The sequence below is a fragment of the Pseudomonas sp. 22072 genome (assembly GCF_052046095.1).
GTDB classification, from domain to species: Bacteria; Pseudomonadota; Gammaproteobacteria; order Pseudomonadales; family Pseudomonadaceae; genus Aquipseudomonas; species Aquipseudomonas paracarnis.
The window spans coordinates 1-21619 of sequence record NZ_JBQEQE010000047.1 but is presented as its reverse complement, the minus strand read 5'-3'; the positions used below and the strand labels follow the sequence as shown (position 1 = coordinate 21619).

The 21619-nt window shown below is 61.0% G+C and carries 17 protein-coding genes; 10 read left to right on the top strand and 7 right to left on the bottom strand.

Translation table 11 applies throughout. The features are described from left to right. Window positions 1-302: 302 nt before the first annotated feature. The gene (locus tag ACTJLA_RS26085) at window positions 303-1241 is read right to left on the bottom strand and encodes a GlxA family transcriptional regulator (RefSeq protein ID WP_034127293.1); all 939 of its coding nucleotides are present in this window, start codon (window positions 1239-1241) and stop codon (window positions 303-305) included. A gap of 173 nt (window positions 1242-1414) precedes the next feature. Between ACTJLA_RS26085 and ACTJLA_RS26080 the strand changes: the two genes are divergently transcribed. The 3 genes from ACTJLA_RS26080 to ACTJLA_RS26070 all read left to right on the top strand — a co-directional run bounded on the left by ACTJLA_RS26080 (window position 1415) and on the right by ACTJLA_RS26070 (window position 3924). Continuing rightward, window positions 1415-2044 (top strand): TetR/AcrR family transcriptional regulator, encoded by a 630-nt coding sequence (locus ACTJLA_RS26080; RefSeq protein ID WP_054898552.1) that lies wholly within the window; start codon window positions 1415-1417, stop codon window positions 2042-2044. Next, window positions 2041-2718 (top strand): type 1 glutamine amidotransferase domain-containing protein, encoded by a 678-nt coding sequence (locus ACTJLA_RS26075; protein ID WP_054898551.1) that lies wholly within the window; start codon window positions 2041-2043, stop codon window positions 2716-2718. Before ACTJLA_RS26080 ends, ACTJLA_RS26075 begins: the two co-directional genes overlap by 4 nt. Before the next feature lie 78 nt (window positions 2719-2796). Continuing rightward, complete coding sequence (locus ACTJLA_RS26070) at window positions 2797-3924, top strand: alkene reductase (protein WP_054898550.1); 1128 nt, start codon at window positions 2797-2799, stop codon at window positions 3922-3924. 105 nt (window positions 3925-4029) lie between these two features. Here the strand turns inward: ACTJLA_RS26070 and ACTJLA_RS26065 are convergent, their stop codons facing one another. Next, a complete protein-coding gene (locus ACTJLA_RS26065) occupies window positions 4030-5028 on the bottom strand; it encodes an NAD(P)H-quinone oxidoreductase (protein WP_106117991.1) in 999 nt (332 codons plus the stop codon). Between the two features lie 183 nt (window positions 5029-5211). Between ACTJLA_RS26065 and ACTJLA_RS26060 the strand changes: the two genes are divergently transcribed. Beyond that, window positions 5212-5598 carry a DoxX family protein gene (locus ACTJLA_RS26060; RefSeq protein WP_440842418.1) on the top strand — a complete coding sequence of 129 codons (387 nt, stop codon included), beginning with the start codon at window positions 5212-5214 and terminating at the stop codon, window positions 5596-5598. 150 nt (window positions 5599-5748) lie between these two features. On the opposite strand, the gene ACTJLA_RS26055 is transcribed toward ACTJLA_RS26060, so the two are convergent. The 4 genes from ACTJLA_RS26055 to ACTJLA_RS26040 form a co-directional block, all read right to left on the bottom strand. Beyond that, window positions 5749-6567, bottom strand: a complete 819-nt coding sequence (locus ACTJLA_RS26055; RefSeq protein ID WP_054898548.1) for an alpha/beta fold hydrolase — start codon at window positions 6565-6567, stop codon at window positions 5749-5751. Window positions 6568-6660: 93 nt separating this feature from the next. Beyond that, the gene (locus tag ACTJLA_RS26050) at window positions 6661-8052 is read right to left on the bottom strand and encodes an alginate export family protein (RefSeq protein ID WP_057977093.1); all 1392 of its coding nucleotides are present in this window, start codon (window positions 8050-8052) and stop codon (window positions 6661-6663) included. After that, window positions 8049-8945 (bottom strand): glyoxalase, encoded by an 897-nt coding sequence (locus tag ACTJLA_RS26045; RefSeq protein ID WP_314544370.1) that lies wholly within the window; start codon window positions 8943-8945, stop codon window positions 8049-8051. The genes ACTJLA_RS26050 and ACTJLA_RS26045 overlap by 4 nt, the downstream gene beginning before the upstream one ends. 792 nt (window positions 8946-9737) lie before the next feature. After that, a complete protein-coding gene (locus ACTJLA_RS26040) occupies window positions 9738-10310 on the bottom strand; it encodes a LuxR C-terminal-related transcriptional regulator (RefSeq protein WP_003190613.1) in 573 nt (190 codons plus the stop codon). Window positions 10311-10440: 130 nt separating this feature from the next. On the opposite strand from ACTJLA_RS26040, the gene ACTJLA_RS26035 reads away from it, so the two are divergent. Genes ACTJLA_RS26035 through ACTJLA_RS26025 form a run of 3 tightly spaced genes read left to right on the top strand, consistent with a single transcriptional unit; the run spans window position 10441 to window position 14505 of the window. Further along, window positions 10441-11619: an acetyl-CoA acetyltransferase gene (locus ACTJLA_RS26035; protein WP_440842416.1), complete on the top strand. Its 1179-nt coding sequence runs from the start codon at window positions 10441-10443 to the stop codon at window positions 11617-11619. 3 nt (window positions 11620-11622) lie between these two features. Continuing rightward, window positions 11623-13152 (top strand): class I adenylate-forming enzyme family protein, encoded by a 1530-nt coding sequence (locus ACTJLA_RS26030; RefSeq protein WP_314544363.1) that lies wholly within the window; start codon window positions 11623-11625, stop codon window positions 13150-13152. A 33-nt stretch (window positions 13153-13185) separates the two neighbouring features. Next, entirely contained in the window at window positions 13186-14505 is a 1320-nt protein-coding gene (locus ACTJLA_RS26025) for an MFS transporter (RefSeq protein ID WP_314544361.1), read from the top strand. A gap of 62 nt (window positions 14506-14567) precedes the next feature. Here ACTJLA_RS26025 and ACTJLA_RS26020 read toward each other — a convergent pair whose 3' ends face one another. Further along, window positions 14568-19124, bottom strand: a complete 4557-nt coding sequence (locus ACTJLA_RS26020) for a hypothetical protein (protein WP_440842414.1) — start codon at window positions 19122-19124, stop codon at window positions 14568-14570. Window positions 19125-19340: 216 nt separating this feature from the next. Here ACTJLA_RS26020 and ACTJLA_RS26015 point away from each other — a divergent pair, with 216 nt between their 5' ends. The 3 genes from ACTJLA_RS26015 to ACTJLA_RS26005 are packed head-to-tail and all read left to right on the top strand — an operon-like array spanning window position 19341 to window position 21424. Continuing rightward, window positions 19341-19895, top strand: coding sequence for a histidine phosphatase family protein (locus ACTJLA_RS26015; protein WP_034127306.1), 555 nt, complete (start codon window positions 19341-19343; stop codon window positions 19893-19895). A gap of 45 nt (window positions 19896-19940) precedes the next feature. Further along, window positions 19941-20702, top strand: a complete 762-nt coding sequence (gene cobF, locus ACTJLA_RS26010; RefSeq protein WP_236455020.1) for a precorrin-6A synthase (deacetylating) — start codon at window positions 19941-19943, stop codon at window positions 20700-20702. Window positions 20703-20707: 5 nt separating this feature from the next. Next, the gene (locus ACTJLA_RS26005) at window positions 20708-21424 is read left to right on the top strand and encodes an alpha/beta hydrolase (protein ID WP_072448644.1); all 717 of its coding nucleotides are present in this window, start codon (window positions 20708-20710) and stop codon (window positions 21422-21424) included. The last annotated feature ends 195 nt before the right edge of the window (window positions 21425-21619 follow it).

Sequence of the window (21619 nt, the reverse complement as noted above, 5' to 3'; positions counted from 1 at the left end):
GTGCCGAGTGGTGGGGCAAGAGCCCTTTTGGTTACTTTTGGGGCTCTTTTCCAAAAGTGACCCGCTGTAAAAGCGGAACCATAAGCAGCCGTTACCCAAATAACGGATATGTACACGGTCTGATCCAAGATTCTGGTCGGCTGTCAGGCCGCCTTCGCGAGCAAGCCCGCTCCCACAGTTTGATCGCGGGGTGTCAGGTAGGTAAGTGTCGGCTGGTAGGCCGCCATCGCAGGCAAGCCAGCTCCCACATTGGATCATGGCACTTCAGGTAGATAGGCGTCGGCTGTCAGGCCGTCACGGGCCTAGCCCGGGTTGAACAGCACCTGCTGCATCGCCTGGGGCGGCTGCCCGAAGGCCCTGAGGAACGCCTGGCGCATGCGCTCGCGATCACCAAACCCGGTTTCGCGCGCCACCACTTCCACCGGGTGGCGGCTGGTTTCCATCATTGCCCGCGCAGCTTCCACCCGCAGGGCCTCAATGGCCTTGGCCGGGGTCTGCCCGGTTTCTTCGCGAAACACCCGGCTGAACTGGCGTGGGCTGAGCCGGGCGACGTCGGCCAGTGCGTCCACCGACAAATCATGGGTGAGGTTTTCACGGGCATAGGCCAGGGCCAACTGCACGCGGTCGGACTTGGGGTCCAGTTCCAGCAAGGCCGACAGTTGCGACTGCTCGCTGCCACGGCGCTGGGCAATCACCAGTTTGCGTGCAATGCGACGGGCCAGGTCGCTGCCCAGGTCGTCCTCCACCATCGCCAGCGCCAGGTCGACCCCGGCGCTCATGCCCGCACCGGTCCACACCTGGCCGTCGACAATGAACAACTTGTCCTCTTCCAGGCGAATATCCGGGTAACGCTTGCGAAACGCGGGTGCGTGGATCCAGTGGGTGGTGGTGCGCTTGCCAGCCAGCAGGCCAGCCTCGGCCAGCACAAAGATGCCCATGCATAACGACGCCACCCGGCGCGACTGCGCGGACGCGGCCTTGACCAGTTCCAGCAGGTTGGCTTCCGGCAGGCGAAACTCCAGGTAGCCGCTGACAATCAAGGTGTCATAGCCCTCTGGGCGCAGCGCGCTGGTGTTCACCGAAAAGCCCTGGGAGGTCATCACGGCGCCGCCGCTTTCCGACACCAGGTGAAACTCATAGGCCGGCTCGCCGCGCAGCAGGTTGGCACACTCGAACACCGAGCCCAGGCTGAGGCTCAACGACTGGAAATTCGGGTAAACCATCAGCGCAACGCTGTGCATTGCATCTCTCCAAGGGGCAGGGGAGAGGCGATTGTCGGCGTGTGCCGGGCAAACGGCAACCGACTTTCGTGCGTGTCCGGAATCCTTGCGGATATGACATTGTGAGCCAATGCCGCGCTGCCTAACATGAGCCCAACGCACTAGACGACTGGTCTAATCGCAGAGGGGCAAGCATGAGCAACGCAAGCAGCAGTGCGCGGCAAGCGATTCTTGAACGGGCGCAATCCATTGTCGGGGCCAAGGGGTTTTCGGCGGTGGGCTTGAACGAGATCCTTCAAGCGGCGCAAGTGCCCAAGGGTTCGTTTTATCACTACTTCAACTCCAAAGATGCCTTTGGCGTGGTGTTACTCGATACCTATTTCGACCACTACGTCGAGGGCATGCAGCAGCTGTTCGATCAGCCGGGATTGACCCACCACGCCAAGCTGATGCGTTATTGGCAAGGCTGGATCGACAACCACACCGGCTGCACCGACGCCGGCAAATGCCTGGCCGTGAAGCTTGGGGCGGAGGTCTCCGATCTGTCAGAACCCATGCGGCTGGCGCTGCAACGCGGTACTTCGCGCACCATCGACTTGCTTGCCGTGGCCCTTCAACGCGGCGTCGAAGACGGCTCGCTCAGGTTCGAGCAGGCCCCCGAAAGCCTGGCCAGGCGTTTGTATGCGCTATGGTTGGGAACCAGCGTCATGGGCAAGATCACCCGTACCACCGCGCCGTTCACCGAGGCGCTGCTGCTGACCCAACAGTTGTTGGGCAGCCCTGAAAACCCTGTTATTCACATCGATCGAGGCACTGGAAAATGAAAGTATTAATGGTACTGACCTCTCACGACCAGCTTGGCGATACCGGGCGCAAGACCGGCTTCTGGCTCGAAGAATTCGCCGCACCTTATTACGCGTTCAAGGACGCTGGCGCCGAAGTGGTGCTGGCTTCTCCGGCCGGCGGCCAGCCGCCGTTGGACCCCAAGAGCGATGAACCGGATGCGCAAACCGAGCAGACCGAGCGCTTCGGCAAAGACCCGGCTGCGCAGCAAGCCCTGGCGACCACCGTGAAGCTGGACTCGGTCAATGCCGCCGACTTCGACACCGTGTTCTACCCAGGCGGCCACGGTCCGCTGTGGGACCTGGCGGAGTCGCCGGTGTCCATCGCGCTGATCGAAGCTTTCGAGCGGGCCGGCAAGCCCGTTGGCTTTGTGTGCCATGCACCGGGTGCCTTGCGTCACGTCAAGGCAGTTAACGGTGAGCCGTTGATCAAGGGCCGCCGCGTCACCGGGTTCTCCAATTCGGAAGAGGCCGCTGTGCAGTTGACCGAGGTCGTGCCGTTCCTGATTGAAGATGAATTCCGTAAATTGGGCGGCCTGTATGAGAAGGGCGCCGACTGGCAATCCTTCGTCATTGTCGACGGTTTGCTGGTGACTGGGCAAAACCCAGGCAGCTCCAGCGAAGTGGCCAAGGCCCTGCTGACACTCTGCGCTTAAATTAATCAACCGATCTACGCGGTGGCGACTCCCAGGAGTCGCCACGGTTTTCGTTCGTCCTGAATTTGGAATATCGCCGTGCCTGACTGCATCTTGAACACCCCGATCAAGCTGGGGCATCACCGCTTGAACAACCGTGTGGTACTGCCACCGCTGACCCGCCAGCGCAGCGCCCAGCCGGGTAATATCGCCACCGGCCTGATGGCCGAGTATTACCGTCAGCGGGCCAGTGCCGGGTTCATGGTCAGCGAGGGTACGCAGATCGAACCTCGGGGCCAGGGCTACGCCTGGACGCCCGGCATTCATACACCGGCGCAAATCGAGGGTTGGCGCAAAGTCACTGCAGCGGTGCATGCCGAGGGTGGTGTAATCTTCGCCCAGCTATGGCACGTGGGGCGGGTGTCCCATAACGCGCTGCAACCTGACGGTGGAGCCCCGGTGGGCCCGTCTGCGCTGCCGGCGTTGCAAGCCAAAGCCTTCATTGAAACCGGGCCGGGTAGGGGGGAACTGGTGCAGCCACCCGTCCCGCGTGCCTTGACCACGCTGGAAATCGAAGAGCTGGTCGGGCACTACGCCCAGGCTGCGCGCAATGCCCTGGACGCCGGGTTCGACGGCGTGGAAATTCACGCGGCCAACGGCTACCTCGTTAACCAGTTCATCTCGGCCCATTCCAACCTCCGTGAGGATGAGTACGGCGGCTCGCTGGACAATCGCCTGCGCTTGCTGCGCGAGATTGTCGAAGCGGTGTGCAAAGTGGTGGGGCCGGAACGCCTGGGCGTGCGCTTTTCGCCGCTGTTCAGTGGCACCGATCAGGACCGGGTCTACATCGGCCTGGTGGAAGAAGACCCGCACCTTACCTATATCGAAGCGATCAAAGTGCTGGAAGCGTCGGGCCTCGCCTATGTGTCCATTGCCGAGGCCGACTGGGACAACGCCCCCGACCTGCCCGACACATTTCGCCAGGCCGTGCGCGCCACCTTCAGCGGCAGGATCATCTACGCCGGGCGCTACACCGCCGAGCGCGGCGCACGGCTGGTAGAGGCCGGGTTGGCGGACTTGATCGCCTTTGGACGGCCCTTCATTGCCAACCCGGACTTGCCCCAGCGGCTGTTCAATGGCTGGCCGTTGAATGCGTTGAAGGCCGAAGGCTTGTATGGCGGGACACAGGCGGGGTATGTGGATTATCCGGTGTATGCCCAACACTAGTGTGGGAGCGGGCTTGCTNAAACACTTATGTTGACTGACCCACCGCTTTCGCGAGCAAGCCCGCTCCCACAGGGATCTGTAACCCCTCTGCACATCAAAAATGCCTCACTCCACTCGCAACACAATCTTGCCGATATGGTCCCCACCTTCCATCCGCGCATGGGCCTGGGCGGCGTCGGTGTAGGCGTAGACCTGGTCGATAATCGGCAGGCAGCGCCCGGCACTGAGTACCGGCCACACATGTTCGCGCAGTTGCTCGGCAATCTCGGCCTTTTCTTCCCGCGTGCGGGCCCGCAGCAGCGAGCCGGTGATCACCGCTCGTTTGCCGAGGATGGTCAGCAGGTCGACGTCGTTGGCCTTGCCACCACCGAGGAAGCCGAGGATCACCAGGTGGCCGTCCATGCCCAGGGCCTTGAGGTTATTGTTGAGGTACGAGGCGCCCATGATGTCGAGGATCACGTTGACGCCTTTGCCATCGGTCTGTTTGGCGATGACCTCGGCAAATGCCTGTTCGCGGTAGTTGATCGGCTCGGCACCGAGCTTGGCAATCGCCGCGCATTTGTCGGCGCTGCCCGCCGTGGCGAATGCCTGGATGCCGAACTCCTGGCAAAGCATCAACGCGGTGGTGCCGATGCCGCTGGTGCCGCCGTGGATCAAGGCGCGCTGGCCTTTGCGGGCACCGCCGAGACCGAACAGGTTGGCCCAGACCGTAAAGAACGTTTCCGGCACGGCAGCGGCCTGAATCCAGTCCATGCCTGCGGGGATCGGCAGCGCCTGGCTGGCCGGCACCGCGCAATACTGCGCATAGCCGCCGCCATTGGTCAGGGCGCAAACCTTGTCGCCCAGGCTGTATTCGTTCACGCCAGTGCCCAGCGCCACCACTTCACCGGCCACTTCCAACCCCGGAATCGGGCTCATGCCGGGCTTCATCGGGTATTTACCCGCGCGCTGCAAGGCGTCTGGGCGGTTGACCCCGGCGGCGTGCACGCGAATCAGAATCTCGCCTGGCCCGGCCACTGGCACGTCGGCGCTGCGCGGCTGCAAGACCTCGGGCCCGCCAGGGGTGGTGATTTCGATCAGGGTCATTTCTTGGGGAAGCGTCATGGAAAAGTTCCTGTAGCGATGAGCGTATGGGTTGGGACCGTAGCGCGGGGTCGGCAGTTCAGCAAGATCATGCCGGGTTCTTCGGGCAATGCAAACGCAGGCTTTCAGCACAAGCCTGCAAGTGCGTCGGCGTGGCTTCGGACACACTGGCTGCCGCTCATTTTTGACGGACACAGGTGGCGTATGAACGAAGCGAGAAATCAGGATATCGGGTTGTTGTTCCTGCGGGTCAGCGGGGCGTTGTTCCTGCTGTGGGTGCATGGGTTGCCCAAGTTGCTCCACTACAGCGAGCAATTGAAGCTGATCGAGGCCCCGTTTCACCTGGGCGCCCATGTCACGTTGCTGCTGGCGATCTTTGCCGAGGTGCTGTGCCCGCTGCTGATCGTCGCGGGCGTGCTGGTGCGCCTGGCGTGCCTGCCGATCCTGGCGGTGCTGGTCATCGCGTTGCTGGTGGTGCACCCGGAGTGGACGCTGTTCGAAGGGCAGTTCGGCTGGCTGCTGTTGATCATCTTTACCAGCGTGCTGATCGCAGGGCCGGGGCGGCTGGTGCTGAGCCAGCGCTTTGCCTGAACAAAAAAGGCCTGGCTCGCCCGGCCTTCTGCCTTCTGTAGGAGCGAGCTTGCTCGCGAAAAACGCATAGGCGCCGCGTTCATTCAGCAAGCACGCGTTATCGTTGACGTTCTTCGCGAGCAAGCTCGCTCCTACAGGGGCATCAAGATGTCAACGGTTCAGGAATCCCAACAGGTCTTCATTGAGCTGTTGAGCGTGGGTCACGGCAAACCCGTGAGGCGCATCCTTGTACACCTTCAGTTGCGCGCCCTTGATCATTTCAGCAGCCACCTTGCCGGTGGTTTCGAACGGCACGATCTGGTCGCCGTCGCCATGGATCACCAGGGTCGGCACGTCGATTTTGGCCATGTCCGGGCGGAAGTCGGTTTGCGAGAACGCCGTGACGCAATCCACGGTGGATTTGAGCGACGCGAGCATGGCGATCTGCAGGGTTTGGCTGAGCACACCCTCCGAAACGTGCTGGCCTTTATTGAGACCGAAGAATGGCGTGTTGAAGTCGCTGATGAACTGCGCACGATCCTTCAACAGGCCGGCCTTGATGCCATCGAACACCTCGCCTGGCACGCCTTGGGGGTAGTCGGCTTGCTGACCGAAGATCGGCGTGACCGCGCCCAACAACACCAGGCCGGCGACACGGGCACTGCCGTGGCGGGCGATGTAGCGCGCCACGTCACCGCCACCCATGGAGAAGCCCACCAGGGTCACGTCCTGCAGGTCAAGGTGTTCGATCAACTGGGCGATATCGTCAGCGAAGGTGTCGTAGTCGTTACCGGTCCATGGCTGGTCCGAGCGGCCAAAACCACGACGGTCAAAGGCAATGGTGCGAAAGCCACGGCTGCTCAGGTATTCCATCTGGTATTCCCACATGTCCGCATCCAGCGGCCAGCCGTGGCTGAACAGCACGGGCTTACCGCTGCCCCAGTCCTTGAAGTAGATCTGGGTACCGTCTTTGGCAACGAATGTGCTCATCTGAAACTCCTTGCAGGGCTGAAAAAGGGCGGTGTAAAAACCGCCTCACTATTGCCGTAAACCTGAGCCCAGGCTTGTATGGGTGTGCTTGTCTCACCAACTGAACTTGAGCTCCATGCCCAGGTAATTGCTGTCGTGCCCACCGGCATCACGCAGCGTCTGGCCGACCGCGTAGTGCACCGCTTCGACCGCACCGCTGAGGTTGGGCGTAAAGGCGTAGTCGGTGCGCAGTTGGCCGTAGGCGCCGGTCCAGCGCTCGCCTTGGCCCGCCGTGCCAGCCACGGCCAGGTTGGGCTGGGTGTAGACGGCGTCTGCGGTGGTCTGCCGCCACAGCAGGCCGACGGCGGTTTGCAAGCTGAGCTTGGCGAGGGGCTTGACGGTGATCGACGGCTTGACGTGGATCAGGTTGCTGTAGCCGGTGTAGCCCGCCAGGGAAAAGTAATAGCCATTGGGGAACAGCGGGTTGAAGGTGCCGACCCGGCCGTCACCGGCCTGGCGGTCACCGGAAGCGATATCCAGTTGCAGGCCGATACGCGGCTTCCAGGCCAGCGTGTCAAAGGTGTAGCCGGTGCGGCTGCCACCGGCCCAGGCGCGAATCGTCTTGCTGCCCACCGAGCCGCGTTGCAGCATGGCTTCGACGTCCCAGTCGAAACCCTGGGCTGCGCCACCCAGGCGGGCGTCCAGCAACTGGCGCGTCTCTTCGCCGTCGGCGTCCAGGTAATGGGCGGCGCTGCGCTCGTACACGCCGTAATAGGCCGACAGCTCATTGGTGCCGCCCACCAGCCGCTCGACTCGTAGCATGTGGAAGCGCGCGTCGCTGTTGGACTTGTCGTCGAAATGCCGGCCATCCTGGTACTGCACCGGTTGGCTGGCGATCCCGATGAAGCGCCATTGCGGCGTTTCCCAGTCCGCCCACAACGCATCGAAGGACTGCCGCACATTCGGGCCGTCCCGTGACGAGATGAAACGCTGCAAGTCGAAGGCGAAATCCTGGCGGCCAGCCCGTGCCTTGAAGGTGCCAGCGCTGAAGGTCTTCACGTATTCGGCAAAGGCCAGGCGCAGGTCGACGCGGTTCTGGTCGGCACCGCCAATGGTGGTCTTGTCATAGGCCCGCACATCTTCCAACTGGGTGAACAGCCGCCAGTGTTCGTTCAGGTGCAAGTCGGCGTGCACCTGAAAGCGCTGGATCAGGTAGCGGTCACGCGGTACATCCCGCACGCCGAACCCGCTGGCGTCGTTCATCTCGAAGCGTTCACGCAAGGTGGCGCCCAACGACAAGTAGGTGAACGGGTTGGCGGCGGACAGTGGGATGTACTTGAGGTTGTCCAGCGGTTGTGTGCGCAATGCCGGGTCCTTGAGCACAGACCAGTCTTCCTGCCAGCGGTTGGCCTTGATCGCCGGGCGTACCAGCTGGTCGTCGGCCTGCACGCTGCCAGCAAGCAACGGCCACAGCACAGCCAGGCTCCAGCCTGCGTGACGAATCATTTTGCCGCGCTGAGTTGGTGGATTTCTGCGACATAACCGCCCGGGAACTCCACCAACGCACTGCGCCGACCTTTGCTGTCGAACGCCGGCACCAGCACTGTGGCGCCAGAGCCAGTGGCCTTGCCCAGGGTGGCGGCGAGGTCGTTGACCTGGTAACCGGTGGTGTCGTGGCCGAACGGGTAGGGCAGTTGGCCGTTGGTGACCAGCACCGCCATGCGCCCGAACGGCGATTCGATCTCGACGCGGCGGTAGTGGCCGCCGGCCTGGCCGACATCAACCCCAGGGGCGTGCTTGTCGTCGCTCACTACCTTGCCGTGGGAGAAACCCAGGAATGCCTTGATAAACCGCTCGGCGCTGTCGTTGGACACATACACACGGTTTTCCGGCACGGTGTCGAAGGCGGCGTAATCCGGGGTCTTGGTGTGCCAGTAGAGCTGCATGTTCACACCGCCCGGCCATTGCACCACGGCATCACGGCCGATGGGGTCGGGGAAATCGCTGACGATTACGTCGGCGCCATTTTCCCGCGCGGCCTTGAGGGCCACGTCCATGTCCTTGACCAGATAGCCGTTGCGTTCCTGGCCGAACGGGTGAGGCACGGGGGTGGTAAAGCCGAACAACGACACGGTGCCCGCCGGGGTCTGGAGCAATTGCGAGGTGGTGCTGCTCGGCACCGGCAGCACGTTGACCACGATCTGGGGCGTGCTTTTGCCGCCGAAGGTGGCGAGGAAACTCTGGGCAAAACGGTCCACATCGGCCGGTGCCACATACACATGGCTGGTGTCGTACTGCGGCGCCACGGCCACGTTCGGGGTGGCGGCAAACGCGTTGCTCATCATCGCACTTGCCAGCAGCGTCAATGCCAGCGATACCTTGGTTGCTGTGTTACCCATGCCCGTTCTCCAGCGCTTCTGAGGGTTCGAAAGCCGTGAGGTTAGGGGGGCAGGGCGGTGGGGAATTGTATGGACGTGCTCGGTTGAACGTTTCAGCTACGCGGCCCAGACAGCCGACGCCTGTCTACCTGACGCCCCTCAATCCAAATGTGGAAGCTGGCTTGCCTGAGATGACGGCCAGCCAGCCGACGCTTCTCTAGCTGATACCCCACGATCAAACTGTGGGAGCTGGCTTGCCTGCGAAGGCGGCCTGAGAGCCGACCATAATCTTGGATCAGACCGTGTACATATCCATTATTTAGGTCATGGCTGCTTATGGTTCCGCTTTTACAGCGGCTCACTTTTGAAAAGCGCAAAAGTAAGCAAAACGCTCTTGCCCCACCACTCGGCACCTCGCTTAGGCTCGGTGTGCCCKMACWCMGGCTTGAATCCGTGGGCCGCCGYCAYGSGCCATCCWTGGCSCRGGRCGGCTAACCCGGCGTCCTGCCGGGTTACCCACGAATTCAAGCCTGCGTTCGGCCAGCGTGGTTTAACGGGGCGCCTGAGATCAAGATCAAAAGCAGATCAAGAGCGGCTCGCTTCGCATCGTAGTTACCGGTGGCTGCGTAGGTACCTATGCTGCGATGACGACGTTTCAGTCACTGCATCTATTACTGCACGACCGCTTTCGCAGGCAAGCCAGCTCCCACATTTGATCTTCGTTGCGTTGGGCATTGCGTTCGCTTAACTGTTCGGCATTGGAGCTGCCCACACATTTGGATGGCGGGGCATCGGTTAAACAGCCTTTATCTGTCAGGCCACCATAATGATCTTCGACACCAACTCCACCACCGTCTTGGCCTGCAGTTTCTTCATCAACCGCGCCCGGTGCACCTCAACGGTGCGGTGGGAGATCGCCAGGCGCAGGGCAATTTCTTTGGATTTGAACCCGTTGACGATGTGCATGGCGATTTCCCGCTCCCGGGGCGTGAGGTCGCCGGTGCCCTGGTGCATGCGGTCCAGGCGTTCGAAGTGCCAGATCATCAGCTTGAACGGGTCTTTGGGGGTGAGGGTGTAGCCGTGGGACTTGGCCCAGAACACTTCGCCATTGTGGTGCTGCATGAAGCGTTCATCGGAATAAAAGCCGTTGTCGCTGTCGAGCAGCCAATCATGGCTGCGCTTGCCGATGGCGTGGTAGTCGGCCTGGGACGGGTAGATCAGCAAGGTCAGCTGGTTGACCAGTGCGTCGCGCGTATAGCCGAACAGCTTCAGGAAAGCGTCGTTGCAGTCGAGAATCACGCGGTCGCTGGTGACGATCTGCGGGGCAGGGGACAGCTTGAACGCCAGGCGTTCGAGGTCGGGAAATTGCTGGGCTAGCGCGGTCATGGGGCATCCTGCCTCGTTGTTCAATGCCCTGGGGCGCTACTTACCCGTGTAAGTAGTTACACGAATTGGCGCACGATCAGGGGTGGGTCATTGTAAGTAAAGTCCGAATCAAGAACAGAAGAAATTGATTATGCCTGCTGATTGCGTCTCGATTGTTGCCGCTGGTCACTCCCGCTTTGGTCGCCTGGAAGGCACGACGCTGGAAGACCTGATCGTCCAGGTGACCCGCGAAGCCCTGAGCGACGCCGAGATTGACGCGTCGCAAATCGATGCGTTGTTCCTCGGCCATTTCAACTCGGGGCTGGTGCTCGACGGGTTTGCCGCCTCATTGCTATTGCAAGCCGACCCCGGGCTGCGCTTCAAACCGGCTACTCGCTGTGAAAACGCCTGTGCATCCGGCTCGGCGGCGATTCAGGCGGGGGTCAATGCGATCCTCTCCGGCAGCGCTGAGCTGGTGCTGGTGGTGGGCGCCGAGAAGATGACCCACACCAGCACTGCCGCGGTCACCCAAGCCTTGGCCGGGGCCGGCTACCAGAACGACCCGGCCGAAGCCGGCCTGAGTTTCCCCCAGTTGTTCGGCCGCGCCGCCCGCCAATACGCCGAGCGTTACCACTGCCCGCTGGGCTCGATGGCGGCCATCGCTACCAAAAACCACTCCAATGCCATGGCCAACCCGCTGGCGCAGATGCATCGGGAGATGAATTTCGAACACTGCAACAACGTGTCCCAAAGCAACCCGTTCGTGGCTGACTCCCTGCGCCTGACCGATTGCTCACTGATCAGCGATGGCGCAGCCGCGATCATCCTCGCCTCGCCCAAACGTGCGCGGGCGTTCCGTCGCGAGGTGCAAATCCGGGCGATGACCCAGGTCAACGACACCTTGCCCATCGCCCAGCGTGACATCCTCGCCTTTGAGGGCCCGCAACGCGCGATCCATGCAGCGCTGCGCGGGGCGAATGTGACCCTGGCTGACCTGAGCTTCGCCGAAGTGCACGACTGCTTCACCATTGCCGAGTTGCTGATCTATGAAGCCATGGGCCTGGCGCCCAAGGGCGAAGGCCATCGCGTGCTCGACAGCGGGGTGGTGCGCGCCGGCGGGCGCTTGCCGGTGAACCTTTCCGGCGGGCTCAAGGCCAAGGGGCACCCCGTCGGCGCCACGGGGGTGTCCATGCATGCCTTGGCGTTCCGGCAATTGACCGGCGAGCCGATTGGCCTGGCGGTGCCCAACCCGGAGTTCGGCCTGGTGTTCAACATGGGCGGCATGGCGGTGGCCAACTACGCCTCGGTCCTGCAGGCACGCCGGAGCTGAGTCATGAACATTGCCAACTGGCTGCACGACACCCAGCGTCGGGCCCCGCAACGCCCGGCATTGTTCGACGGCAGCGTGCAAGTGGCCGACTACGCCACCTTCGCCGCCCACGTGCGCCAACGCGCCGCGCACCTGGTGGAGCAGCATGGCCTGGTGCCGGGAGACGCGGTGGCGCTGCTGATGAAAAACAGCTGCGACTACCTGGAACTGCTCTACGCCATCTGGTGGATGGGCGGGGTGGCGGTGCCGATCAACGCCAAGCTGCACCCCAGCGAAGCGGCGTGGATTGCCGATAATGCCGAGGCGCGGTTGATCTTTACCGACGGCGGCCAGGTGTTTTCATCGCGGGATTTGCCCGCGCATTGCACGGAATTGGACGGCCACCCGCTGCCGCCCAGCCATGGTTGGCCCAGCCTGGAACAGCCGGTGCCCCGCCAGGATCACGACCTCGCCTGGCTGTTCTATACCTCTGGCACCACCGGGCGCTCCAAGGGCGTGATGCTGTCGCACGGCAACCTGATCGCCATGTCGCTGTGCTACGCCACGGATGTCGATCAAGTGAGCGCCGACGATGCGGCGCTGTATGCCGCGCCCATGTCCCACGGCGCCGGCCTGTACAACTTCATCCATGTGCGCTGCGGCGCCCGCCATGTGGTGCCGGCCTCCCATGGCTTCGATGCCGCCGAGCTGTTCGGGCTGGCCGAGCACATGGGCCAGGTGTCGCTGTTTGCTGCGCCGACCATGGTCAAGCGCATGGTCGAACAGGCCCGGCGCCAGGATTATCACGGCGCCGGCATCAAGACCATCGTCTACGGCGGCGGCCCCATGTACCTCGCCGACCTGCGCGAAGCAGTCGACACCTTCGGCCCGCGCCTGGTGCAGATCTACGGCCAGGGCGAGAGCCCGATGACCATCAGCGTCTTGCCCCGCGCCTTGATCGCCGAGCGCCAGCGCCCCGACTGGGCCACCCTGGCCGCCTCGGTGGGCCACGCGCAAGCCTGTGTCGAGATCCGCATTCTCGATGCCGAGCACCAGCCACTGCCCACCGGCGAGCGCGGTGAAATCGCGGTGCGTGGCGCCACGGTGATGCAGGGCTACTGGCGCAACCCGCAGGCCACGCGCCAGACGCTGGTGGACGGTTGGCTGCTGACCGGCGACATCGGCTACCTCGACCCGGCCGGCTACCTGACCCTGACGGATCGCTCCAAGGACGTGATCATCAGTGGCGGCAGCAACGTGTACCCCCGTGAAGTCGAGGAAGTGCTGGCCCAGCATCCCGAGGTGTTCGAAGTGTGCGTGGTGGGCGAGCCCGACGCGCAATGGGGGGAGTCGGTGGTGGCCTTCGTGGTGACCCGCAGCGGCCAGCCGCTGGACGAAGGCGAGCTGACGGCGTGGTTCCTGGCGCGCATGGCCTCGTTCAAAAAGCCGAAAAAATATGTGTGGCGCAGCGATTTGCCGAAGAACAGCTACGGCAAGATTCTCAAGACCGACTTGCGGCATTGGCTGCAAACCGCGAGTATCGCCGCGCTTTAACATGGATCGATAATCAGACAAGGAGTCCCCACGATGGGCAATCCCGCACAAGACACCGTCCGCAAGCGCCGCCGTGCGTTTCTGGGCGCCACCTCCGGCCACTTGATCGAGTGGTACGACTACGGCGTCTATGGCTTTCTCGCGGTCTATATCGGCCAGGCGTTCTTCGTCTCCGATGACCCCACCACCAGCCTGTTGGCCAGCTTTGCCGCGTTTGCGCTGAGCTTTTTTATCCGCCCTCTGGGTGGGCTGTTCTTCGGCCCGCTGGCAGACAAGATCGGCCGGCGCAAAACCCTGATCATGGCGCTGGTGATGATGACCGGCTCCACGGTGATGCTGGGCCTGTTGCCGACCTACGCCAGCCTGGGCATCGCCGCACCGATCCTGTTGATTCTGGTGCGCTGCGTGCAGGGCTTCTCGGCGGGCGGCGAAATCGGTACCGTCACCAGCTTCATCTCTGAATACGCCGGCCCCGGTCGCCGTGGCTTTGCCACCTGCTGGCTGATGGTTACCGCCGTGCTCGGCCTGCTGCTCGGTGGCGCCGTGGCCAACGGCATGACCTGGGTGCTGGGCGCCGAGGTCATGCAGGAATGGGCCTGGCGCGTACCGTTCCTGATCGCCGCGCCCCTGGGCTTTATTTCCATGTACATCCGCCTCAAGCTCGAAGACAGCCCCGAGTTCCTCGCCCTGCAACGCGCCGGGCAAACTTCGCGGGCGCCGCTGCGCGAGGTCTGGCAGTGGAAACGGGCGATTGCCCTGGTGTTCTCTATCATCACCTTGCACAGCTCGATCTTTTACCTGGTGCTGACCTTCGCCTCGACTTACATGGCCAAGATCCTCAAGTTCGACAGCGGCACCACCTTGCTCTACGTGTTCGTCGCCAGCTTCTCGGCGGCTTTCGTGATGCCGTTTGGCGGGGCCTTTACCGATAAATACGGGCGCAAGCCGTTCCTGATGGTGATCGGCACGCTGGCGACCCTGGCGATGTTCTGGCTGTTCAAATCCGCCCCGACCGCCACCCCGGCGACCTTCTTCGCGCCGTTGATGGCGGTGGCGATTCTGTTCGGGCTGTACGCGTCGTCAACCTATGCGTTGATGAGTGAGCTGTTGCCGACGCGGATTCGCTCCACTGGGATTGCCGTGGCGTATAACGTGCCCGTCGCGGTGTTTGGCGGCAGTGCGCCGTTGATTTCCACTTGGTTGATCAAGGTGACAGGCGACATTACTTCGCCGTGGTATTTCTATGTAGCGACCGGGGTGGTGTCGTTGGTAGCGCTGGTGGTGTTGCGCAAGGAGGACTTCGTGGTCGGTGCCACGCCTAGGGTGGCGTCTGCGGAAACGGCGCTGGCCTGACGCCGTGTTTGCATCTTGGTAATCAAACGGCAGGGTTGTATTGGCAAACCTGCCGCAACAGGCTATCGGGCTGAATTGGCTGGCAACACGTGGGCCGCGTCCAGGGCAGGGTAGGAGTAATGTGGCCGGTAATCGACAAGTTCTTGAACCATCTCAGGCTCTTTCTGGGTGCCAATATTGAATCGCAGCAGCGTTCCAGATGTCTTTTCCACCGTATTAAGGTGGTTGTTCTTGGCAAAATCCAACCTCACTTTCGAGTCAGCGAGCAACTTTATGTCGCGTGGAGAAAGCGTGGGGTATTTCGCTTTGAATTCCCGATAGTACGTTTTGAACAGGCCTATTGGGTCTTTGCCCAAAAAATAATCCATGTGCACAGGACCTGCGAATGACTTGGTGGGTATGTTGGTCAGGTTGGAGATTTCATCACCCAGCGAGTTCGGGCCGTTTGCGCCGGAATAGCAGACGCGAAGCACAATGTTTTTATATTTGCTGAAGTCAATTTTTTCCGCACGAAGTTTATTGACAATGTCTTGCGCCGAATAGAACTTGCCGTTTGCGCCTACGACTTTCGCGGGCTCTCCGGTGGCCGGTTCAGTCCCATGTCCGAATATATTGAGTCGTGGGGCGCCTTTGTAAATATCCTCGAAGGTTTGTATGTCGCCATCGATGGCCTTGAAACCCCTCCATGGACCGCCCAACCGAATCACTTCACGTAATGCTGACTCAGGCGAAGGCGCCGCCGGTAAATCACCTACGCGTGTTTCCTGCGGTACCGTATGAATGGCCGCGACTCCAGTACGTGAGGAGGTTTGAGTGGGGTGTGCTCTTGCGAGGTGAAGCATTAACATCGCTATGTTGATGAATAAATCTGTTGCGGCTGCTTCTTTGTTTCCTTCCCTGCTCCCGGCAAGCGTCTTGATATCACTTATGATGCTGTCTGCCTGAAACGGCATACCGATTAAAAAGGCACTCTCTGGCATGAACAGAAATGCCGTATTGAGTAATAGGCCTGCCCCTTCTTTAATCCTTTCCCAGCGACTTTCCCCGTTGGATACGGCTTGGTGTTCGGCCAGCGATGTCAGCGCCCTTGAATTGGCTTCATATAAGTAGCTCATCAGTTGGCCGGTTTGCAGCTCGGACGACAGGTCGTGAGTCGCCAGTGTGGGCGGCGCAGGCGTGAACACGGGCGTATATGTCGGCATATGCGGTTCGCGAAAGCCATCGTGCCTGTAGACGGCGCGGGTTGTCTCATCAGGCAGCCAGGCAAGAATGTCTTTTTGTAGCTCCTTCTGTGTTTGGACCGTCTCCATTAGCGCCTGGCGCGAAGGAAACTGCAGCAGGGGGGCGCTGGAATTCAACGGGCGATAAAGAATGTGCGGGCCGACTGTGGTGTCTTTGGGTTCGATCAGGAACATGTTTTCGACCACATCGGGCACCGCGCCGGGCAGGCGCATGAGCGCCAAGGGGCGCACGGTGATTTCGTTGCCATTGACGAACTTCTTCCCTGGCGTTGGATCCAGTATTGCCTGGAGGTAACGAAAACCCATGGCGTTATCGAAGCCAGCCTCGCCTTTGGCCGTAAGTTCCAGGGCCCTCATTTTCAGTTCAATCGGGACTTGCTCGGCGAACAGCGCTTGGCGCCTGGTTTGTTTTTCAGGATCGTCGAGCAGCTCGCGCCTGACTAATTCGGAGTAGTTCTTGCCGGCATCGATTTGCTGAATCAACTTACCCAGTTCGCCCTCTCTTCCGAGCTTGGCTAGATGAATGCCCGTCGGTTTGTGACGCACCTCCACCCGGCCTTTTGGTAATCCTGAAAGGTTGCGTACAAAGGTTTCGGTGAAGGACAGGGTGGTGGTTTGGGTTGATCCGAATCCGCTGGCCGGGGCGCCATAGGGAGTGTGAAAGATGACTTCCAGATCCTTGATGTCATAGTGAAAGGGTGGAGGGTTGAGGGCTTTGATCTGTTCCTGGATATAAGTGCTAATGTCCGGAATATCACTGCCAAAGCTCTTGCCCTTGTGCCGGCGCTCGAAGCCCGCCATCTCCAGAAGCAGGTCATGGTAAATAAAGCGATTGGCATCGGAGGCGGTTTTCGACCATTCGGGACGCTTGAGCCCGGACTCTTGGGATGGTCGCGCCACGATCAGCGCGGGATCAGTGTCGGCGTTGGCGTCCCCGTTGTTAATCATGACGTTCGCTTGCAGGTAGAACGCATCAGCGTCGAAGGCTTTCAGGCTGGGCTTGTCGGTGCGGGTCGGTGGTTGCGCCGCGGGGTTTTGCTGTTCCCAGGCCTGCTGGGCAGCATTCAGGGAAGCATAAGGGGTAACCTTTCCGCTGGGTTCGCACATCAGCACTGCGAGGGTGCGGTCCCCAGCCTTGCGTTCGATGAACAGGTTAGGGGTTTGAAAGTTCGGGCTGTCTGGGTTGGCCGGGTCAGTGCGGACCATGAAGTGAATGGTTGTCTTGGAGTTGTCTGTAGGGTTGAGGTGCCCGTGGGGAAACCTTGCTACCGTATCCAGTGTTTCGCGTTGTATGTCATTGAGACCTGGAGATTTTAAACTGGCCAGGCGCAGGTTGCTGTGCAACAGCTGGCCGAGCATTGACCGCCGGCTACCCGCGTAAATCGGGGTGACACTGAGCGCTGTGTCGGCACTCAGCCCAGGGGTCGGCTCATTGAACGGCGGCTCATTCCAATACGTGATCTTTGCCGCTCGAAGCGTTTCGTTCAGCTTATCGGGCAACTCGCTCATAGCCTTCTGTAGCGCTGACCTATCGATAGGAAGTGCAGTACCCGCAGGTTTGCCGGTACGGGCGAGCACGTCCTCGCGCGTATCGACGAATTTGCCAGCGCTGTCGAAAACCGGCGCGGCGCCTCCAGCGACATGGCTGATGATCATTTCCATCAGCGGTATTTCAATGTGCTCACCTGGATTGTCCGGATCGGGAACGGCGAACGCCAACTGCTCCACGTCGAGGTTCAATGACGCATCGATGGCGTCCTTGAGTAATCCCGATACGACCGATTGCAACCCGGGCTCTGCGTTAAACAGACGGTGGGCGATGTCGCTCACGGGGCTGGCGACGGGCGGCTTGGCGGTGGTTACCGGCGCAGGCGCTTGAACGACAGTAGGTGTTGGAGGGGTTGTGATGCCTGCAAGTGCTTGTAGGGTTGCCTGCTGCAGTTCGCGAATCCCACGCGAGGTGTCAGCAGAAGGGTTGTTTTTTTTCAAGGAGGGGAAGCCATCGCGGATGAGCCCTGCGACTTGTTCGAACCACTTCTGCTCTGAGCCGGTTTCCCGAGTCACGCCGTAAAAGTCCAGCATCATAGAGAGATCCAGCGCTTGCTGGGTACGAACGGGCCCCTCGTAGACCGAGCCGCTTCTCCCGTATTTGCGGGCCGCGCTTGAAATGTCGGGTTCAAGGGCCGCCCATTGGGGGCAAGTCGACGTGCGCAAAACAATCGATTTACGGCTGCCGTCAGGGTTTCGTACGTAGCCTTCCAACTGGCCTGTCGGCAAGTGGATAAACAAGGATGACACCTCGAGATTATGTTCTTTCGCAAACGCCAGGAAAGCGGGGCTGGAGAAGCATTTTCCGAACGCCTCGCGTGTGTGTGCGTAGGTTGAGTCGTCAGGCACATTCAAGAAGGGGAGAAAGGTTAGCGACTGATCATCAATGCGCCTTTGATAGCCGATCCTCGTAAGGATTCTTGCACACTCCCGTGCCACTTCCCGATCAGCCGCCTCGACGCGTTCGGCGGGCGTCGGTGTGCGACTGGAGTCGGCAAGTGTGCCGCTGCGTTCAAAGGTGGCTTGGGTGATCGTCTCCTTCGCGCTGCGTTGTGCTTGCCTGGCGCGCAAGGTCTGTTGCGAGATGTCCAATGGCAGGGGGCCGTTGGGGATGACCAGAGAGGGGAATGTGTCGGCTTGCTGGAGTGCCGCGATCACGGCCCGCGGATTGCGCGTAAGCTCGGTTCTAGCGATAGCGTAGAAGTCTCCGACCAGGTAACTGGGAGGCGTGTGTTCGCCGGTGTAGCGGAACCAGGTCGTCGACGGGGCGCCCAGCTCTCTGGCCGCTGCGGCGACGTCCGCCGATGCCTGTGACCAGCCAGGGGTGAACTCCGTGAAGCTGTTGGGGGAGTCATTGATCATGCACGTCATGGTTCCCTCTTGAGGGTTCCAGCTGAAATTGGACAGGTCGATTTGATGGGCTTTGGCAAAGGTTGCAAACGGCTCTGCCCTGAGCGCCTGGTTAAAACGTGCCCACGCTTGGCCGAAGCTGGAAAAAGGCGGAACCTGGGTGAGGGTCGGGGCGGTGAGTGACTGTCTGTTGGTTGTGAGCTCCTCAGCGACCTGGCCCATCAATGCCGCGCTGAGCTTCTGTGCCAGCTCGGCATCACTCTTTTCCACCAACGTGCTGACGTGTCCTTGAGTGAGCAGAAATTGAGGCGAACTTGGTGCGCGTCTTGAAACGGGCTCGGATCGACCAGGATTTTCCGGCTGCTGAGCGATGTCATACTTCAGCCTTTCATCCGGGTTGACCGGCCACGCAAAGGTGCCTGTTGGCGTTTGTTGCGAAGATGAGGGTGGAACATGGTTCGTGGCTGCCGGGATCGTCATGGAAGTCTCCGTCTATCGTTATGAAAAGCGCGCCTTCTGTGGCGAATTTTCGTGGCTTTTCTGTACGAAGGTGTTCCGTATCCACTTAATACGAAGGGTTACAGCCGCTGATGCGGGGAGCCGTCATGTGTCACAGTCCTTTGCCTGTTCGTTGTGACAGGTTGAAATACGCCGCCGTTTTCCCTGCGCCGCGTCCCTGAACAGAGTGAGGTGCCTATGCAAGCAACCCGATTGACTCTCGTATGTCATGCCGTGACCCCCATGCAAAAGCAGGGGCGGTTTCCCGATGACGAGTCGTTACTGATGGATTGGCAGAATGCGCGGCTGTCACTGACGGATCGGTTCCGCAAAAGTGTGCGCCTGATATGCGGGCCCGAAGCGCGGACTCGCCAGACGGCGACGCTGTTCGGTGACCACGCCGTGGTTGAGCCCGCGTTACGCGATGGCGATTTTGGCCATTGGAAGGGGCAGGACACTGCCCAGCTTGATCGCGATGAATTGATGACTTGGCTCACCGACAGCGCCAGCGCCCCCCATGGCGGCGAGTCGGTGGACCACATTTGCGCGCGCGTGGGCGAATGGATGAGGTCACTGGAGTGCCAACCCGGCCATGTGGTGGCCGTTACACATCCCTTGGTCATCCGCGCTGCAATGCTGTACGTCATGCAATTTCCGGTATCGATGTTCTACCTGATCGATGTCGAACCGCTGTCGCGCACCGAGCTGCGTTTCAACGCGGTCTGGCGCCTGCGCCTGGAAACTCACGCCTGATGCGTTGATCATGGCAAAATCCACGCCCCGCACTGAGAGCAACCCATGAAACGCATCCTGATCATCGGCATTGGCGCCGGCAACCCCGACTACATCACGATGCAGGCCGTGAAGGCGCTGAACCGTACCGACGTGTTCTTCCTGATGGACAAGGGCCAGAGCAAGGACAAGCTGATCGACCTGCGCCGGGAAATCTGCGACACCTACATCACCGAGCCCGGCTACCGTTTTGTCGAGGCCGACTGCCCGGAGCGTGTGCGCGGTGAAATCGACTACACCACCGCCGTGCAAGACCTCAACCGCGATAAGCAGCAGACCTTCGAACGCATGATCAACGAAGAAATGGCTGACGGTGAGGTGGGGGCGTTCCTGGCCTGGGGCGACCCGGCGCTGTACGACAGCACCATCCGCATCTTGCAGGCGATTCTTTCCAGTGGTCGCTGTGTCTTCGAGTTTGAAGTGATCCCCGGCATCACCAGCGTGCAAGCCCTGGCGGCGCAGCACAAGGTGGCGCTCAACCGTATTGGCAAGTCCATCGAAATCACCACTGGGCGCCGGTTGGCGGCGGGGCAGGCGAGTGATGCCGATACCCTGGTGGTCATGCTCGACGCCGAAGATTCCTACCGCAGTGTGGCGGATCAGGACCTGGATATTTACTGGGGCGCCTACCTGGGCACCCCGGACGAGATCCTGATCAGCGGTAAAGTGGCGCACGTGGCAGAAGAGATCGAACGGGTACGCAAGGCGGCGCGCCTGGAAAACGGCTGGATCATGGACACCTATTTGTTGCGCAAACCCCTGAGGTAAACCCGATGCTCAAACAACTTGCCCTCGCCTTGGCCCTGGTGGCCGGCGCCGCTCATGCCGACTCCGGCTTGCACACCGACTTGCCTTTGTCCTACCTGGAACAGACCCAGGGTGATGCGCGCAACCAGCCGCTGGTGATCTTCCTGCATGGGTTTGGCAGCAACGAGGAAGATTTGTTTGGCATCAAGGACGCGTTGCCGTCCACCTGGACCTACCTGTCGGTGCGCGCGCCGCTGCCGGTGGAGCCGCAAGGTTATCGTTGGTTCACCAAGACCGATGAGCCTGAGTACAACGGCGAGACTGATGAACTGTTCAGCAGCGCCCGGCTGATCAAGGACTTTGTGCTCAAGGCTACCGCCAAGTACCACACCCAAAGTGATCGGGTGTTCCTGGTGGGGTTCAGCCAGGGCGCGATCATGTCTTACGAGGTGGCCTTGCGTGAACCCGAGTTGGTACGCGGTATCGCTGCGCTCAGTGGCAGCGTGCTACCGGTGCTCAGGTCTGCGCTCAAACCTGATGCGTCCATGGGCAAGCTGGCGATCTTTATCGGCCATGGCACCTTGGACCAGGCGCTGCCCTTTAGCTCGGCCACGCAGGCGAACAAGGTGCTGACGGGGTTGGGGCTCAAGCCGGAGTTTCATGAGTACCCGGGAATGAATCACACCATCAGCGCAGTGGAAGTGCAGGACTTGAAAGCCTGGCTAGAGAAAAGCCTGAAGTGAAATGCGCTTGAACATGTGGGAGCTGGCTTGCCTGCGAAGACGGCCTGGCAGTCAACACAGTTGGACCGTGTACATATCCATTCCTGCGGTAACGGCCACTTAGGGTTCCGCCCTTACGGCGGCTCACTTTGCAAAAGCGGCAAAGTAAGCAAAACGCTCTTGCCCCACCACTCGGCACCTCGCCTAGGCTCGGTG

Coding starts and splice junctions, on each gene's coding strand:
- ACTJLA_RS26085 (WP_034127293.1), bottom strand. CDS start 1,241: ATGCACAGCGTTGCGCTGATGGTTTACCCGAATTTCCAGTCGTTGAGC.
- ACTJLA_RS26080 (WP_054898552.1), top strand. CDS start 1,415: ATGAGCAACGCAAGCAGCAGTGCGCGGCAAGCGATTCTTGAACGGGCG.
- ACTJLA_RS26075 (WP_054898551.1), top strand. CDS start 2,041: ATGAAAGTATTAATGGTACTGACCTCTCACGACCAGCTTGGCGATACC.
- ACTJLA_RS26065 (WP_106117991.1), bottom strand. CDS start 5,028: ATGACGCTTCCCCAAGAAATGACCCTGATCGAAATCACCACCCCTGGC.
- ACTJLA_RS26060 (WP_440842418.1), top strand. CDS start 5,212: ATGAACGAAGCGAGAAATCAGGATATCGGGTTGTTGTTCCTGCGGGTC.
- ACTJLA_RS26055 (WP_054898548.1), bottom strand. CDS start 6,567: ATGAGCACATTCGTTGCCAAAGACGGTACCCAGATCTACTTCAAGGAC.
- ACTJLA_RS26050 (WP_057977093.1), bottom strand. CDS start 8,052: ATGATTCGTCACGCAGGCTGGAGCCTGGCTGTGCTGTGGCCGTTGCTT.
- ACTJLA_RS26045 (WP_314544370.1), bottom strand. CDS start 8,945: ATGGGTAACACAGCAACCAAGGTATCGCTGGCATTGACGCTGCTGGCA.
- ACTJLA_RS26040 (WP_003190613.1), bottom strand. CDS start 10,310: ATGACCGCGCTAGCCCAGCAATTTCCCGACCTCGAACGCCTGGCGTTC.
- ACTJLA_RS26035 (WP_440842416.1), top strand. CDS start 10,441: ATGCCTGCTGATTGCGTCTCGATTGTTGCCGCTGGTCACTCCCGCTTT.
- ACTJLA_RS26030 (WP_314544363.1), top strand. CDS start 11,623: ATGAACATTGCCAACTGGCTGCACGACACCCAGCGTCGGGCCCCGCAA.
- ACTJLA_RS26025 (WP_314544361.1), top strand. CDS start 13,186: ATGGGCAATCCCGCACAAGACACCGTCCGCAAGCGCCGCCGTGCGTTT.
- ACTJLA_RS26020 (WP_440842414.1), bottom strand. CDS start 19,124: ATGACGATCCCGGCAGCCACGAACCATGTTCCACCCTCATCTTCGCAA.
- ACTJLA_RS26015 (WP_034127306.1), top strand. CDS start 19,341: ATGCAAGCAACCCGATTGACTCTCGTATGTCATGCCGTGACCCCCATG.
- cobF (WP_236455020.1), top strand. CDS start 19,941: ATGAAACGCATCCTGATCATCGGCATTGGCGCCGGCAACCCCGACTAC.
- ACTJLA_RS26005 (WP_072448644.1), top strand. CDS start 20,708: ATGCTCAAACAACTTGCCCTCGCCTTGGCCCTGGTGGCCGGCGCCGCT.